Annotated in this window: 17 protein-coding genes; 6 read left to right on the forward strand and 11 right to left on the reverse strand. The window is 62.4% G+C overall.

Annotation, left to right across the window (positions count from 1 at the left end; genetic code table 11):
• Positions 1-87 precede the first annotated feature (87 nt).
• Positions 88-552: a GNAT family N-acetyltransferase gene (locus BMY06_RS06200; protein ID WP_065060812.1), complete on the forward strand. Its 465-nt coding sequence runs from the start codon at positions 88-90 to the stop codon at positions 550-552.
• A gap of 192 nt (positions 553-744) precedes the next feature.
• Complete coding sequence (gene alaE / locus BMY06_RS06205; protein WP_065060811.1) at positions 745-1209, forward strand: L-alanine exporter AlaE; 465 nt, start codon at positions 745-747, stop codon at positions 1207-1209.
• Positions 1210-1214: 5 nt separating this feature from the next.
• On the opposite strand, the gene BMY06_RS06210 is transcribed toward alaE, so the two are convergent.
• Positions 1215-1826 (reverse strand): NIPSNAP family protein, encoded by a 612-nt coding sequence (locus tag BMY06_RS06210; protein WP_065060810.1) that lies wholly within the window; start codon positions 1824-1826, stop codon positions 1215-1217.
• Between the two features lie 117 nt (positions 1827-1943).
• Between BMY06_RS06210 and BMY06_RS06215 the strand changes: the two genes are divergently transcribed.
• Positions 1944-2819, forward strand: a complete 876-nt coding sequence (locus BMY06_RS06215) for a LysR family transcriptional regulator (protein ID WP_074982063.1) — start codon at positions 1944-1946, stop codon at positions 2817-2819.
• On the opposite strand, the gene BMY06_RS40630 is transcribed toward BMY06_RS06215, so the two are convergent.
• Both BMY06_RS40630 and BMY06_RS06225 read right to left on the reverse strand, forming a co-directional pair.
• Positions 2727-3143 (reverse strand): GNAT family N-acetyltransferase, encoded by a 417-nt coding sequence (locus BMY06_RS40630; RefSeq protein WP_409372487.1) that lies wholly within the window; start codon positions 3141-3143, stop codon positions 2727-2729. The genes BMY06_RS06215 and BMY06_RS40630 overlap by 93 nt on opposite strands.
• Complete coding sequence (locus BMY06_RS06225; protein WP_074982222.1) at positions 3085-3516, reverse strand: hypothetical protein; 432 nt, start codon at positions 3514-3516, stop codon at positions 3085-3087. The genes BMY06_RS40630 and BMY06_RS06225 overlap by 59 nt, the downstream gene beginning before the upstream one ends.
• 175 nt (positions 3517-3691) lie before the next feature.
• Between BMY06_RS06225 and BMY06_RS06230 the strand changes: the two genes are divergently transcribed.
• Positions 3692-5377 (forward strand): MFS transporter, encoded by a 1686-nt coding sequence (locus BMY06_RS06230; protein ID WP_074982066.1) that lies wholly within the window; start codon positions 3692-3694, stop codon positions 5375-5377.
• A 49-nt stretch (positions 5378-5426) separates the two neighbouring features.
• Here BMY06_RS06230 and BMY06_RS06235 read toward each other — a convergent pair whose 3' ends face one another.
• On the reverse strand, positions 5427-5741 hold the full coding sequence (locus BMY06_RS06235) for a DUF4148 domain-containing protein (protein ID WP_065060806.1): 315 nt from the start codon (positions 5739-5741) through the stop codon (positions 5427-5429).
• Between the two features lie 366 nt (positions 5742-6107).
• Between BMY06_RS06235 and BMY06_RS06240 the strand changes: the two genes are divergently transcribed.
• A complete protein-coding gene (locus tag BMY06_RS06240; protein WP_065060805.1) occupies positions 6108-6290 on the forward strand; it encodes a helix-turn-helix domain-containing protein in 183 nt (60 codons plus the stop codon).
• Between the two features lie 111 nt (positions 6291-6401).
• On the opposite strand, the gene BMY06_RS06245 is transcribed toward BMY06_RS06240, so the two are convergent.
• From BMY06_RS06245 to BMY06_RS06270, 6 genes are all read right to left on the reverse strand, one after another.
• Complete coding sequence (locus tag BMY06_RS06245; RefSeq protein WP_231957588.1) at positions 6402-7175, reverse strand: FadR/GntR family transcriptional regulator; 774 nt, start codon at positions 7173-7175, stop codon at positions 6402-6404.
• A 17-nt stretch (positions 7176-7192) separates the two neighbouring features.
• Positions 7193-8704, reverse strand: a complete 1512-nt coding sequence (arfA, locus tag BMY06_RS06250; protein ID WP_065060803.1) for an arabinosylfuranosidase ArfA — start codon at positions 8702-8704, stop codon at positions 7193-7195.
• 99 nt (positions 8705-8803) lie between these two features.
• A complete protein-coding gene (locus tag BMY06_RS06255) occupies positions 8804-10135 on the reverse strand; it encodes an extracellular solute-binding protein (RefSeq protein ID WP_074982067.1) in 1332 nt (443 codons plus the stop codon).
• Between the two features lie 144 nt (positions 10136-10279).
• The gene (locus BMY06_RS06260; RefSeq protein ID WP_065060801.1) at positions 10280-11143 is read right to left on the reverse strand and encodes a carbohydrate ABC transporter permease; all 864 of its coding nucleotides are present in this window, start codon (positions 11141-11143) and stop codon (positions 10280-10282) included.
• Positions 11140-12066 carry a carbohydrate ABC transporter permease gene (locus tag BMY06_RS06265; protein ID WP_074982069.1) on the reverse strand — a complete coding sequence of 309 codons (927 nt, stop codon included), beginning with the start codon at positions 12064-12066 and terminating at the stop codon, positions 11140-11142. Before BMY06_RS06265 ends, BMY06_RS06260 begins: the two co-directional genes overlap by 4 nt.
• Entirely contained in the window at positions 12056-13138 is a 1083-nt protein-coding gene (locus BMY06_RS06270) for an ABC transporter ATP-binding protein (RefSeq protein ID WP_065060799.1), read from the reverse strand. Before BMY06_RS06270 ends, BMY06_RS06265 begins: the two co-directional genes overlap by 11 nt.
• 268 nt (positions 13139-13406) lie before the next feature.
• On the opposite strand from BMY06_RS06270, the gene BMY06_RS06275 reads away from it, so the two are divergent.
• Positions 13407-13730 (forward strand): hypothetical protein, encoded by a 324-nt coding sequence (locus BMY06_RS06275; protein WP_074982070.1) that lies wholly within the window; start codon positions 13407-13409, stop codon positions 13728-13730.
• A 99-nt stretch (positions 13731-13829) separates the two neighbouring features.
• Here the strand turns inward: BMY06_RS06275 and BMY06_RS06280 are convergent, their stop codons facing one another.
• On the reverse strand, positions 13830-14570 hold the full coding sequence (locus BMY06_RS06280) for a hypothetical protein (RefSeq protein ID WP_074982224.1): 741 nt from the start codon (positions 14568-14570) through the stop codon (positions 13830-13832).
• Between the last annotated feature and the right edge of the window lie 55 nt (positions 14571-14625).

Here is a 14625-nt window from a genome sequence, read left to right on the forward strand (position 1 = left end):
GGCTCTTTCGCGCTCAGAACAGCTCTCGTATAGTCGCGGTTTCCTGAATAATCCGCTCGCGCATTCGAGCGAATAGACGAGGCGAATATGGAAATCAGGCAATACGCGGCGCGAGATCTCGACGCGGTGGCGCGTCTGTTCAACGACTATCGCGTGTTCTACGAGCAGCCTTCGAATCTGCCGCTCGCCACGCAATTCATTGCTGAAAGAACGCAGGCGAACGAGTCGGTGATATTGGTCGCCGATAGTGGCGATGGCAGCGATGGCGGTGATCACGCGCTGGCCGGTTTTTGTCAACTTTACCCGTCGTTTTGCTCGGTCGAAGCCGCGCCGATTTATGTTCTGTATGACCTGTTCGTAGCGGAGCACGCGCGACGTTCGGGCGTCGCGACGCGTCTATTGCAGGCCGCAGCGGCGCACGCGAAGTGCGATAGAAAAGTGCGCATGGATTTGACCACCGCAAAAACCAATCTCAAAGCGCAAGCGTTATACGAATCGCTCGGCTGGAAGCGCGACGAGATTTTCTATAGCTATACGCTGACGATCGCGTGATCCGAAAATTGGCGTTGAAAAACGTGAATCTTCACGAAATCATGACGCGCAAGCGGGATGCGACCAGATCCGGATCTTATCCGTTTGCGCACGCGATCTCTGCGCTGTCAACAAAGATCGTCTAAGCAACGCGCGGGTATGGTTCGTGCGGCAACAGCGAATTCTTGCGCACTCCGTCCAATTGTTTTCGACATGTCGATTCAGTGCACCGCCAACGTGGATCGCCGACGCGCCTTTATCGCGGACACGACCGCGCTCATCGTGTTCTTCACCACCACGGGCATCATCAACGAACGATTCATTGCGGGTATGCAGTGGGATCAGGTCGCGCACGCGCGTCTGCTGGGCGCGGCGTTGATGATTCCCGTCGCGCGTCCCTATGGCATCTGGCGCGACTATGTGATGCGCTTTGCGGGACGAGGCCACCTCTCGCGCGTGCTCTGGGACAGCATGGCGCTCGTGAGTTTTCAGGTGCCGATTTACGCGGCGATCATCGCGATCAGCGGCGCATCGGGTCGCGGATTCTGGCGCGGCGTGCTGGGCGCGGCCATCATGATGCTCGCACTGGGGCGGCCCTATGGTGCGTTTCTCAATGCGGTCAGACGGCTGTTCGGTCTGCCGCCTGGCGGCGCACGCCCCATGAGCCGCAACGTCTGACGCGCTCAGCGCAGCGGCGAATCCGCTGCCGGAATCCAGATCGTGGACGTGGCTTCGTAAAACTGCTGCGGCCCGCCAACAGGCGGCCAGATTCCATCGGCGTAGGATTGTGCGCGAATCGCAATGCGTTCGTCGAGACTCTGCCACGGCCAGATATGCGTGATGCGCGGCGCGCCGTCGAGCGCAAACATATTCACGGTCAACGGCGAGCGTTTCGAGCGCTCGGGCATGGCGGCTTGCCATGCGTCGATGGTCGGCCGGAGTCCGCCGGGATTCAGCCAGTAAGTGCGGAACTCGTAATAGCGCCCGAAAATACCGGGTTTCACGTCCGGTAAAAAGGGAAACGCGGCATAACTTTCGGATTCGAATGTGCATGCGCTGCTGGCCGCGCCAAAAGGATCGGCGTGATGCAGTTCGCGAATCCGCTCTTGCGCGAGTGCATCGGCATTCGCGAAACTTCGCAGCAAGCGCACGCTGCCGAGTCTGCCGTTTTCCGATGTCCAGATGCCGAGCAAACGGTCCGGCGTGTCCGCCTGATCGAGCCACCTTTGCGCGTGGTCGATGACTTGCGGAAGCTTCAGAATATGCGACGACAAAGTGGTGAGTTCGTACATCATGGCGAATCTCCGGAGTTCATGGATGGCGCTTTTCACACCCTTCGATAAACCAGATTAGACTGGTGCGCATTCAAAGGGAATTCCCGGTTTATTCACACACTCTGTGCGGAAGTCGCTATGTTCGACTGGCAGGATTTGCGCTATTTTCTGGTGCTCGCGCGCGTGGGGACGCTCTCCGGCGCCGCGAATGCGCTCGCGGTCGAGCACGCCACCATCGGGCGGCGCGTGGCGGCGCTCGAAACGGCGCTGGGCCTGAAACTCGTTTATCGATTGCCGCGCAGCGTGCGTTTGACCGACGAAGGCGAGGCGATTACCGCGTTGGCCGCGTCGATGCACGACAGCGCGCAGGCCGTCGAGGCGTATGCGTTGCGGGCGTCGGCTGCGTTATCCGGCACGGTGCGCATCAGCGTGCCGCCGACGATCGGCAGTCATTGCATCGCGCCCAACATGCGTGCGTTTCGCGAAGCGAATCCGAACGTGAAGATCGTGATGGAAGGCGCGGCGGGCATTGCGCCGCTGGATCGCGGCGTCGCCGATATCGCCATTCGCATGGTCGAGCCCAAAGAGGCGAGTCTCGTCACGCGGCGCATCGGTGCGATTCGCTTCGGACTGTATGCGAGCCGCGATTACGCCGCGCGGCCCGCGAATCAATGGGAATTCATCGCTTATGAGGCCGCACTCGATCACGTGAGCCATCAGCGCTGGCTGTGTGATTATCTCGACGGGCGGCCTGTTATTTTTGAAACGAGCGATGTGATGGGCCAGCAGGCGTCGGCGCGCAATGGCATGGGCGTGGCCTTGCTGCCGACCTTGATTGGCGACGGCGATCCCGCACTCGTCCGACTCGATGCGAAATCGGCGCCGCCCGAGACGCCGCTCTGGCTCGTGACGTATCCGGATTTACGCCGCACCGAAGCGGTCAAAACGGTAATGGCGTTTCTTACGGCGTGCGTGTCGAACGAGCCGCATTTCGCCGAGAGAAAACGTCGCTGAATGTGGTTGAATCAAACTGAATACGCCCGCCTGCACACCGAAACAACCTTGTTTTTTATAGGTCGTTTCGAACTCTCGCCGATAATCGAATCGACTCGCGACTTTCAGCGAAGCCGTGTTTTCGGGCGAAATGATGCAGACGGTTTCCGTATCGGGCCAACGCGTATGCGCCCAACCGTGCGCGGCGGCAATCGCTTCCGACGCATAACCGAACCGTTGCGCCTGGCGCGCGATCATCCAGCCAATTTCGGGGCTGGCATATCGATCAGTGATAGATCGATTTCGTCGATTGCAGTTTCGTGAGCTTGCCGTCCTGAATGCGATACCAGCCGTCGGGGCCTTGCATCACGACTTCGCCGGGTTGCCAGAAGACGCGCTTGACGGTCAGGCGTGCGCTCGCGCGTTGCACGAGGGGCGGACGGCGGCTGAAATCGTAGAGCAGCGGGCCGAACGCGGTTTGGACCAGCATGCGCGTGACGGTTTGATTGTCGCGCGCGACTTCGTCGAAATGGGTGAGCGTTTTGGCGTCGAATCGATCGAAAATTTCGTTGTTGATCATGACGACGAAATCGCGGTCGTCGCGCACGAATTGCACGGTGCCGGCCGGCGTGGCCACGGGGCCGGGCGTGTTGCTTTGCGCGTGTGCGCCCGTGGCGAATGAGGCGGCCGCGAGCGCAGCGAGGAGCAGTCGTTTCATGTTGTCTTCCTGATTGCGCGCCGGATTTGAATGCGGCGCTTGATTCACCTACGCTTGAGCGTGGCATTGTCATCAATTTCTGGCGATCCGTCGATTATCGCGGGCGTGCGGGTGATTCGGCGCAACTTCGCGACGATCGCGACGCCAGCCAGCGCCACGCCGACACGGAGCGAATGTGGCCAATCCCGATCTCGTCGAGCGCGAATCGACTTCCGCCGCGAAATCCGTACCGAAGTCCACACACGCGGTCGCCGCGCAGGCGAGCCCGTGCGATGAACTCGTCATCCGCGCGCAGCCCACGGCCGTCGACCGGCCGTGCCGGCGCAAGCGTCTCGCGCTCGCGGCCACCATACTCGGCTCGAGTATGGCCTTTATCGACGGCTCGGTCGTCAACGTGGCGCTGCCGTCGATTCAGGCCGAACTCGGCGCGAGCGTCGCGGCCATGCAGTGGGTCGTGAACGCGTATCTGCTGTTTCTCGGCTCGCTCGTGCTGGTAGGCGGCTCGATGGGCGACAAACTCGGCCGCCGCACGATTTTCATCGCGGGCATCGCGTTGTTCACGCTCGCGTCGGCCGCGTGCGGATTCGCGTCGAACGCGGCAGCGCTGATCGCCGCGCGCGCGGTGCAGGGGATCGGCGCGGCCTTGCTCGTGCCCAGCAGCCTCGCGATCATCGGCGCGGTGTTCGACGATGCCGCGCGCGGACGCGCCATCGGCACCTGGGCGGGCGTGGGCGCGATCACGTCGGCGGTGGGGCCGGTGGCGGGCGGCTGGCTCGTCGACGCGCTGTCCTGGCGCGCGATCTTCTTCCTGAACGTGCCGCTCGCCGTGCTGACGACTGCGCTCGCGCTGGCTTCGGTGCCGAACAGCCACAAGGCCGATGCGCCCGAGCGGCTCGACTGGCCCGGCGCGCTGGCGGCGGCCGCGGGACTCGCGGCGCTCACGTTCGGGCTGACGCTGGCGTCGGCACACGGCTTCGCGCAGGCGCGCGTGTTGGGTTCGATCGGCGCGGGCGTGCTTTTGCTCGGCGTTTTCGTGTGGATCGAGGCGCGTAGCGAGAACCCGATGATGCCGCTCGACGTGTTCCGTTCGCGCGACTTCAGCGGCGCGAATCTCGTCACCTTGCTGCTGTATTTCGGGCTGGGCGGCGCGCTGTTCTTCCTGCCGTTCACGCTGATCCGCGCGTACGGCTATCACGCGACGCAGGCGGGCGCGGCGCTGCTGCCGGTGCCGGTGATCATCGGCTTGCTCTCGCGTTTCACGGGCAGCCTGACGAGCCGCTTCGGCGCGCGCGCGTTGCTGACGGCGGGGCCGGGCGTCGCCGCAATCGGCTTCGCGCTGCTGGCGGCGCCGTGGGCGCGCGGCGGTGGCTACTGGAGTGGATTTTTTCCCGCGCTCGTCGTGCTCGGGATCGGGCTGACGATCACCGTCGCGCCGCTGACCACGGTCGTGATGGGCGCAGTGGCGGCCGATCGCACGGGCGTCGCGTCCGGCATCAATAACGCCGTGGCGCGCGTGGCGAGCCTGCTCGCGATTGCGGTGCTGGGGATCGTGTTCGTGTGGGCGCACGATGCGGCGCTCGCGGCGCGGCTCGATGCGCTTCAGGTGCCGCGGGAGGCGTGGCAGACCGGGTTGTCGCTGGAACCGGCGGCGCATGCGGATGCGAACCCGAACCCGGCTTCCGTGCCGCTGGCGACGCCGGTCGCGCGTGCGCAAGCCGAGGCGATCGCCGACGCGTTGCGCGCCGTCGCGCTCGTCTCGGCGGCGTGCGCGTTCGCGGCGGCAGGGCTCGCGCTGACGACTATCCGGCCCTTGAAACCTTCGGCGCTACCGCCCCAGATCGCGCATCACGGAGATCAGTGAGCGGATCGATGAGGCGGTGAACGTTGAAGCGATGCTTCGATGCTGCGGATTACTGGCCGAAGTAGACCGGCTTCATGCCGTCGTAGGCGGGGCGCACTGCGGCGACCGGCGCGCCCGAAGCGGCCGAACCGTTCGCCACGCCGCCGACGGCGTTGTTCTGCGCGGCAACCTTGGCTTCGGCGGCGAGGATGTCGTCGGGGTAGTGCGGGTCGTTGCCGCGCGACGGGCTATAGCCGGCCTTTTCGAGCTGGACGAGTTCGGCGCGAACCTGGGCGCGGGTCAGCGGGCCATTCGACTGGGCGAACGAAGCAACCGGGACAACGAGAGCAACGGCAACTGCAACGGCCTGGATCAGGGACTTCATGATTACTACCTCCGTGGTTTTCTGGTTTTCGGTTGGGCTGATTTGTCGCAACCGATGACCAGAGTCTAGGAGTTTCGCGCCCTGGGGTTAACCATGATCTGGCGAAGGGATTCTTGCAGCCGGCAGCAAGATCGGAAAGTGCTTTGCGGCGTTGAGCGGAGTGGGGCGGTGCGGGGGCGGCGAAAGTCCGTCGCGCGAGGGCGTTCAACCGCCCGAACGCGCGCGGAATGACTTTCGACGGTCTCCGGCCGGGCGTTTTACGCGCAAATCGGGGTGTCAAATCGGGCGCGATCATGACAAAATGTCGCTTTAAGTCTCGATGAGGCGGGACATTTTGTCGTTTTTGTTGTTTTCGTCGAGACAGTCATGAAACCCGCAGATCTCTCCTACGCCCTCGCGCGCCTCGGCTGGACTCACGTGACGTTCGCCGACTATTCGGGCTACGACCGCCGCACTATCGGTCGATGGATCAACGGCCAGTCGGCGATTCCGCTGCTGGTGGAGCGGCACATCGACCTGCTGCTGGCGATACGCGACCGGATGCCGTGAGGGCGTGCCGTTATCGCCTTCGTTGATCGCGGGGTGCTGCGCACCGCGAACCCGCGAACCTTCGGTCGATCGCCCCGATGGGCGCATTGGCGCGTCGCCTCCGCGACCCCTTCAAGGCCCGACCGGCGCCGTCGTGTATCGCAGAATCCGGTCGCGTGAAGTCTCCAGCAAACGCGTCATCGCCGCCGCCGCCGCGTCCGCTTCGCGCGCCACGATATGCCCGCGGACGGCGTCGTGCAGTACGAGATCCTCGCTCGGCTGCGCGGCCTCGCGCTGCATCATCTCCGAGGAGACGCGCAGCGCGGCCTTGATCGCATTGCCGATCGTGATGAACATGCCGTTCTGCGAAGCCGTGATGATCGCGAGGTGAAACTCCAGGTTCGCGTCCGCCGCCGCGCGAATCGCCGACACGCCATGCTGCGCCGACTGATCGTAGGCGGCCACGAGTTCGAGGTAACGCCGCTCGATGATCTGCACGGTGTCCTCGTTGCCGTGACGCGCTGCGAGAAAACTCGCGCGTGGCTCGAAACAGATGCGCATTTCGAAAATGTCCTCGACGATCTTCGAGTCGAATTGCGCATTGAGCCGCCACGCGAGCACGTCGCGATCGAGCAGATTCCAGTCGGAAAAAGGCAGCACGCGTGTGCCGATTTTCGGCGACACGGCAATCAAACGCTTGCCCGCCAGTTGCTTGATGGCTTCGCGCAGGGTGGTGCGGCTCACGCCATACGCACTGCACAGTTCGCTTTCGACCGGCAGCGCGTCGCCGGGCGCGAACTCGCCCGAGACCACGCGCATGCCGATAATCTTGGCGATCTGCGTCGTGATATTGCCGACGATCGGTTCGCGCTCGAACATCCCTTCCCCTTCGTAGACATCGTGCACGGCGTGTCCGCGCCGTGCTATCGGGCGGTCGTCACAATCACGTTCCACGAGCCCGGTTTGAGCTTCGCGCGCACGCGTTCCCCGTCGACCGACACGGCGTCGTTGATCGCCGGCGCCACCGTCGACGGCGCCTCCACCGTGTTCACCGCTTTCATGTTGGCATGATACAACTCGAGCGCGTGATCGAGCGTGCGTTCCTTGCCGAGTCCGCGCAATTCGATATTCAGTTCCATCTCTTCGCTCAAATGCCGGTTGAGCGCGAAAATCGCCGTCGTGCCGGTCGCGCGATCGTCCACGACCGCCGCGCAGAGATACGGGATTTCAGGGAACGTTTCCGCTTCATACGAGGCCGATTCGACCACCGGTTTGAGCACGCGGCCATGCGCGAATTTCGAGGCCTGCGAGAACGGATGGAAAATCGTTTGACGCCATGCGCGGCCGCCCGGCTCGGTCATGATCGGCCCGATCACATTGACGAGCTGCGCGAGACACGCGGTCTTCACGCGGTCGGCATTGTTCATCATCGTGATCAGCGCGCCGCCCACCACGAGTGCGTCTTCGTGGTTATAAACTTCTTCGATCAGACGCGGCGCTTCGGGCCAGCCGGGCTTGCGCAAATCGTTGATCGTTCGCGCCTTGTACCAGACATTCCATTCGTCGAACGAAAGCATGATGCGTTTGGACGAATGCTTGCGCGCCGCCACGCTGTCCGCCACCGCCACGATTTCCTTGATGAAAAGATCCATCACTTCGATATTGCCGAAGAATTCGGCGGTCGAATCGCGCTTGTTTTCAAAGTAAGTATGTAGCGAAATGAAATCGACCTGCTCGAAACAATGATCGAGCACGCGGTCTTCCCACGCGCCATACGTAGGCATCTCATGCGTGGACGAACCGCAGGCCGCAAGCTGGATCGTGGGATCGACCGAACGCATCAGCTTGGCCGTCTCGAGCGCGGCGCGCCCGTATTCCTCGGCCGTTTTGCGGCAGATTTGCCAAGGGCCGTCCATCTCGTTGCCGAGGCACCAGAACTTGATGTCGTGCGGTTTTTCGTGGCCGTGTTCGTGGCGCAGATCGGACAGCGCCGTGCCGCCCGGGTGATTGCAATACTCCACGAAACGGCGCGCTTCGTCGGGGCCGCGCGTGCCGAGATTCACGCCATACATCGGCTCGATATCGAGCTTGCGGCACCATTCGATGAATTCATTGGTGCCGAACTGATTCGTTTCGGTCGAGTACCACGCCAGATCGAGTCGGCGCGGACGTTTTTCGCGCGGGCCCACGCCGTCTTCCCAGTTGTAGCCCGAGAGAAAATTGCCGCCCGGATAGCGCACGATCGTCGGACCGAGTTCGCGCGTGAGCGCCATGACGTCCTGACGAAAACCGTTTTCGTCGGCTTCCGGATGGCCAGGTTCGAAAATGCCGGTGTAGACGCAGCGGCCCATGTGTTCGACGAACGCGCCGAACACGCGCCGGTCGAGATCGGAGACGACAAAGTCGCGGTCGACAATGAGGCGTGAAGCGATCATGGTGTTCCTCTATCCATCTTTGAGCGTTATCGGAAGGTGCGCAATGCCTGCGCGCCGTTACCTCGATTACCTGGTATGACGAACTAATCGCTGGCGGATTTAACGCGCCAGCAGGGCGTTCGTGCGCTGTTCCGCTTCCTTCTGCACATCGGCGACGGACTTGCCGGTCGAGAGCATATTGCTGATTTCCTCGCCCACGATCTGCTGGATCGCGAACTGGCGCGGCACCGTATTCGGCAGCGCATAGCCAGTGCTGGAAATCTCCTTGATGGCGTCGCGATGCGGCAGCGCGCTAAACGCGGCGCTGGTGATGACCGACTGACGCGCGGGCAGATGGCCGGTGCGAGCCCAGTCGCCGTCGTGGTCGTAGAGGAACTTCAGGAACACCAGCGCGGCGTGGCGGGTCTTTTCGTCCTTCGCGCCGCCCTTGAGCATCACCCACGAATGACCGTCGGCCCACACGGCCTTCTTCTGGAACAGGTTCGGAAACGGCACCACGTCGTAGCCGTTTGCGAGCGCGCTGCCCGGCTTGATCGAGAGATTCGTGAAGTCCTCGATCACCCACGTGCCGCACATGAGCACGCCGGCCTTGCCGTTTTCAAATGCCTGGTTCGCCGCGCCATAGTCGAGCCCCGGCGTAATGTCGCCCGCCTTCATGAGCTTGTCGTAAAGCGTGAGCGCATTGGTAGCCGCGGGCGTGTGCAGGTCGATCTTCGTCGGCCCATTCGGGAACAGCGTGCCGTTCTGCTGATACACCCAGGTATAGAACGTACGCGTTTGCGCGGCCGATTCATTGGCGATCGGCACCGCGAAGTAGGGCAGTCCGGTCTTGTCCTTGAACTGCTTCGCCTGCGCGAGCAATTCGTCGGGCGTTTTCGGCAGGATGGGCTTGCCGTTCGCATCCACGAGGCCCGCCTTCTTGAACAGATTCACGTTGATGTGCCAGAGCCACGAATGCGTGTCGAACGGCAGCGCATAGGTCTTGTCGCCGAACGTGACGCCGCGATGCGCATGCGGCGTGAAATCGTTTTTGTCGATGCCGACTGACTTGAAACCGTCGTCGAGCGGCTCGACGAGATTGCGCTTCACGTAGTCGCCGAGCACGGCCTCGTGCATGACCGAAATGGTCGGCACATCGCGGCTCAGAATGCGCGCGTCGAGTTGCGTGTAATACGGCGACCACTCGATGATTTGCGGCTTGACGACGATGTCTTCCTTGTTCGTGGCGTTGAACTGATTCACGAGCGTCGTGATGATGCCGCACTCGCCCGACGCCTTGCTCACGTCGTTGACCTTGCCGTACTCGGCGTCGCAAGCGCCGAAAAAGCGCGACAGCGTGATTTCCGTCCTGGCCTGCACCGGCGCGGTCAAGGTTGCCGCGAGCCCGAGCGCCGCGAGTGTGAGCACGCCGCGCACCAACGTTCTTCTCATGTCTCTCTCCTATGGACGTCCGGATGGCGCGAATGAATCGAACGGCGCGCGCGGGACGCTATTTTGTTTGCATAACGAATCAATAAAAATCGGAGGCATGTGTGCATGGAACGGCACGCCATGCCGGACGAGTGATGCCGGGGACTAGCGAACCGCCGTGCCGGCCACGGCCGCCACGATGTACTTCTGGAAGAACAGATAGAGCACGAAGATGGGCAGCCCGGCGAAGATCGCCTGCGCCATCAGATAGCCGATGCCTTCGGACTGCGCGAAATTGCCTTGCGTGGACGCGAGACCGATGGTCAACGTGTACATCTCGGGCTTCGACGCGGACACCAGCGGCCACAGATAATCGTTCCAGGCGCTGAGAAACGTGAAGATCGCGAGCGTGGCCTGCGCGGGCAGCGAAAGCGGCAGCACGACGCGCCAAAACACCTTGAAACGCGAGGCATTGTCGAGCAGCGCGGCTTCTTCGATCTCGACCGGTACCGCCTTGAAATACTGCGTCATCAGATAGACGCCGAACGGCGAGGCAAGACGCGGCAGGATCAGTGCGCCGTAGGTGTTGTGCCAGTCGAGCGTCGCGAAGATATGATGCAGCGGAATCACGAGCGCCTGTTCGGGCACGGCGAGTCCGCAAAGGCAAATGACGTAGACATAGCGTTTGCCCGGAAACTCCGTGCGCGCAAAGCCATAACCCGCGAGCGACGCGATCATCAGCGTGAGCAGCGTCTGGCCGATCGAGACGATCAGGCTGTTCACCAGCCAGCCGCCCACCGCCGAGGTCTGCAGAATGTTCGTGTAGTTTTGCAGCGTGAACGGCGGAGAAAACAGTACGTCGGTGTGCTGCTCGAGAAACGCATTCGGCTTGAACGAGAGACACAGCACCCAGACCAGCGGGGTGATCCACAGCAGGGCGAGCGCCACGACCGCGCCCAGCATCAGGCGATCGCCCAGACGCCCGGCCAGCGCGCCGCGCGGCCGCGATTCGAAAGCGAGCGTGCTCATGCCTTCTCCTTTTTACGCAGCAGCCATGCTTGCGCGACCACGCCGATCAGCATCAACGCGAACAGAACTTGTGCCGCCGCGGCGGAATAACCGAACGACCATTGGCGGAAACCGGTCTCGTAGATGAACTGCACGAGCGGGCGCGTGGAGTTGTTCGGGCCGCCGTCGGTGAGCAGTTGCGCCTGGCCGAACACCTGAAATTGCAGCACCGCTTCGATCACCGCCACAAGCGCGACAGTGCGCCAGATCGAAGGCAGGGTGATCTTCGTGAAGGCGCGCCAGCGTGTGGCGTTGTCGAGCGCCGCCGCTTCGTAAAGCTCTTGCGGAATCTGCTGGAGCGCGGCGAGAAAGAGCATCATCGGCAGCCCCACGATCCACCAGACCGTGACGACGGCGACGGCCGGCAGCGCCGTGGCTTCGTGCATCAGCGGCAGGAATTCGGGCCAATGGAGTGCGTGGCTCACATCGGCGAGCAGACCGTTTCCGGGCATCATCACGAGCTTCCAGACCAGCGTGACGATGGTGACCGACAACACCGACGAACCGAAAAAGAGTGCGCGCAATGCGGCGCCGAAGCGGCCGGGGCGGTTCAGCACCAGTGCGAGCGCGAGACCGAGCAGCACGAAAACCGGAACGGTCAGAATGACGAAATAGAACGTGTTGCGCATCGCGCCGCGAAAGATCGGATCGAGCGCGAGGTCGAGGTAATTGCGGATACCGATGAAGTCGCTCGTGCCCGCGAGCAGATCCACGCGTTGAAGACTGAGCCACCAGCCGAATGCGAGCGGCACGATCAGCAGCAGCACGTAGACGATCACGAAAGGCAACACGAACAGCGCGTTGGACCACGGCGCGCGCAGCTTGCGGCGGCGGTCCTCGCGGGTGGTCGGCAGCGGCATGGCGAGCGAGCGGTCAGAGGCCATGATATGCCGCGCCCGTCTCGTCGAACAGATGCAGGTGCGCCGCGTCCAGACTCAGGCGGACCTCGTCGCCGGTTTCGAGTTCGCGCTCGCGCGGCAGTTCGGCCACGATCAACTGGCCGTTGGGCAGGCTCACGTGGGCGAGCGAGCGGTCGCCGAGCCGTTCGATGACTTCGGCGCGGCCCGTGATCGGCCCTTGCGGATCGAGCACGACATGTTCGGCGCGCACGCCCAGCGTGAGCTTGCCCGCAGGCAGGCTGGCGGTCGCGACGGCGGTGGGAACGGTCACGGAGTCGAAGGGCAGCGCAACGGTCAGCCTGCCGCCGTTCTCGCCTGCGCGTTCGACGTCGATGAAATTCATCGCCGGTGCGCCGATAAAGCCCGCCACGAAGCGCGTAGCGGGGCGGCGGTAGATGTCGAGCGGCGCACCGATCTGCTCGATACGCCCGCGGTTCATCACCACAATGCGAGTGGCGAGCGTCATCGCTTCGACCTGATCGTGCGTGACGAATACCATCGTGGCGTGCAGACGTTGATGAATGCGCGCGAGTTCGAGCCGGGTGCGATTTCGCAGCGCGGCGTCGAGATTCGAGAGCGGTTCGTCGAACAGAAACGCTTCGGGTTCCTTAACGACTGCGCGGCCGATCGCAACGCGCTGACGCTGCCCGCCGGACAGCTGCGCCGGACGGCGTTGCAGCAGGGTGCCGAGTTCGAGCATGCGGGCGGCTTCGTTAATGCGCTTGTCGACCTCGCCCGCGTTCACGCCCGTATTGCGCAGACCGAACGCCATATTGTCGTAGACGGTCATGTGCGGATAGAGCGCGTAATGCTGAAACACCATCGCCACGCCGCGCTTGCCGGGCGGCTGCTCGTTCACGCGCCGCTCGCCAATGCTGATCTGACCGTCGCTCACGGTTTCGAGCCCGGCGATCATGCGTAGCAAGGTGGATTTCCCGCAGCCGGACGGGCCGAGGAAAACAAGGAATTCACCGGAGTGAATGTCGAGGTCGAGGCCGGTAATGACCTCGGTGTCTCCGTACCGCTTCGTTACGCCGCTCAGCCGGATGCCCGTCACGGTGCCTCCTGGGTGGTTGTCTCGTATCGTCGCTTGTCGATTTAGTGCGTTGATATTATGAAAAGAACGAGTACGTGACCCATTCGTGTAAACACTGATCATCCGTAATCCCAAATAATGAGCAAAGAATCATTCGATGCGATACGAATATTCAATTCGAAGCGCTAATAAAAATCGCGCGGCACGGTGATTGCGCAATGCAAGTCATGATCGAGCCTGCGCGTTTGCGTGCGCCGATCTTCCTGTCCAACTCACGGAGGAACGGATCATGAAAAAGGGCACTGGCACTTTATTGGCAGCCGTTGCGGCACTGGCACTGTCCGGCGGCGCGTTTGCACAAACGAGCGGCGGCATGAGCAGCGGTTCGTCGAGTCATGGCGCGACGGCCAATCCGGCAACGAATCAGATGAACGACACGACGAGCGGTTACGGCATGCCGGGCGCGACCAATTCGGACAGCGGCATGAGCGCGCCTGGCTCGAACATGGGTCAGCAACCGGGCATGAATAACGGCGCCACGACCGCCACCCCCGCGCCGAAGACCAACAACACGCTGGCTACGCCGAGCGTGAAGTCGCCTGTGGGAAATTAATTAAGACGACGCATTGGAATTGATAAAACTGTCTGTGTAAAAAAAGCCGCTAGCCTTTCGGTTAGCGGCTTTTTATTTTCCCACGTCATTCCGCTCGAATTACGGTTTCGCGCGCAATTCGGTTTGCAGTTTTCCGATCCAGTCAGCAAGCTGGGCTTCGCCGCTTTCGTCGAGTTTGCCCTTGAGTTCGCGATACCAGTTCACGACGTCTTCACGCGAAAGACTGCCTTCGAGAATGGGCAGACTCTTTTCCAGAAAAGTCTCGAAGAACGGCACGCCGCGCATGTACAGGAACGTGGAATCGGTGATGTGCAGATGTGCGTAGGCATCGCGCATCCACGTGATATGCGGTAGCGCTTCGCTCAGATAGCGGCGCTGAACCAGCGCCGAAAGAAAGTTCGTCCGCGCCGACACATCGGACTGCTCGTGCGTTTCCTGATTCACCTGCATCGACTTCGTCAGCCACGCTTCTCCGCGTTCGACTTCGCCGCACATGACGGAGGTCGTCGCGAGTTGCACGGCGTTGTGCGCCGTGGGTTCGTGCTCGAATAGCGCGAGCCAGTGTGAGAACGCTTGCGGATAACGGTGCGATTGCGAATAACTGAGTGCGCACAAGCGGCTCGCGTCGGCGAAACGCCCGGTGTGTGGCGTGGCTGACGCGATGGCGTCGTCGTAGCGACCGGCCTTGAACGCCGCCAACGCATGCGCGAGTTCGGGCGCGATCTCGCCGCCGCTTTCCTGCTTCGGCGTGTCCTGCATGTCTTGCCTGGCGGCTGCCGACGTGGCGTCGATAGTGTCAGCCGGACGTTTCTTGCGGAAGAGCGTGCTGAACAGGCTCATCGTGGTTGGAGGCGATGGAAAGCGCCCGATGATACGTGAATCCGTTACGGGATTC

The sequence above is a fragment of the Paraburkholderia tropica genome, assembly GCF_900109265.1.
Taxonomy (GTDB): Bacteria; Pseudomonadota; Gammaproteobacteria; order Burkholderiales; family Burkholderiaceae; genus Paraburkholderia; species Paraburkholderia tropica.

Coding starts and splice junctions, on each gene's coding strand:
- BMY06_RS06210 (WP_065060810.1), bottom strand. CDS start 1,826: ATGATGTACGAACTCACCACTTTGTCGTCGCATATTCTGAAGCTTCCG.
- arfA (WP_065060803.1), bottom strand. CDS start 8,704: ATGATCGCTTCACGCCTCATTGTCGACCGCGACTTTGTCGTCTCCGAT.
- BMY06_RS06280 (WP_074982224.1), bottom strand. CDS start 14,570: ATGAGCCTGTTCAGCACGCTCTTCCGCAAGAAACGTCCGGCTGACACT.
- BMY06_RS06240 (WP_065060805.1), top strand. CDS start 6,108: ATGAAACCCGCAGATCTCTCCTACGCCCTCGCGCGCCTCGGCTGGACT.
- BMY06_RS06225 (WP_074982222.1), bottom strand. CDS start 3,516: ATGAAACGACTGCTCCTCGCTGCGCTCGCGGCCGCCTCATTCGCCACG.
- alaE (WP_065060811.1), top strand. CDS start 745: ATGTCGATTCAGTGCACCGCCAACGTGGATCGCCGACGCGCCTTTATC.
- BMY06_RS06200 (WP_065060812.1), top strand. CDS start 88: ATGGAAATCAGGCAATACGCGGCGCGAGATCTCGACGCGGTGGCGCGT.
- BMY06_RS06215 (WP_074982063.1), top strand. CDS start 1,944: ATGTTCGACTGGCAGGATTTGCGCTATTTTCTGGTGCTCGCGCGCGTG.
- BMY06_RS06235 (WP_065060806.1), bottom strand. CDS start 5,741: ATGAAGTCCCTGATCCAGGCCGTTGCAGTTGCCGTTGCTCTCGTTGTC.
- BMY06_RS06260 (WP_065060801.1), bottom strand. CDS start 11,143: ATGAGCACGCTCGCTTTCGAATCGCGGCCGCGCGGCGCGCTGGCCGGG.
- BMY06_RS06255 (WP_074982067.1), bottom strand. CDS start 10,135: ATGAGAAGAACGTTGGTGCGCGGCGTGCTCACACTCGCGGCGCTCGGG.
- BMY06_RS06265 (WP_074982069.1), bottom strand. CDS start 12,066: ATGGCCTCTGACCGCTCGCTCGCCATGCCGCTGCCGACCACCCGCGAG.
- BMY06_RS06275 (WP_074982070.1), top strand. CDS start 13,407: ATGAAAAAGGGCACTGGCACTTTATTGGCAGCCGTTGCGGCACTGGCA.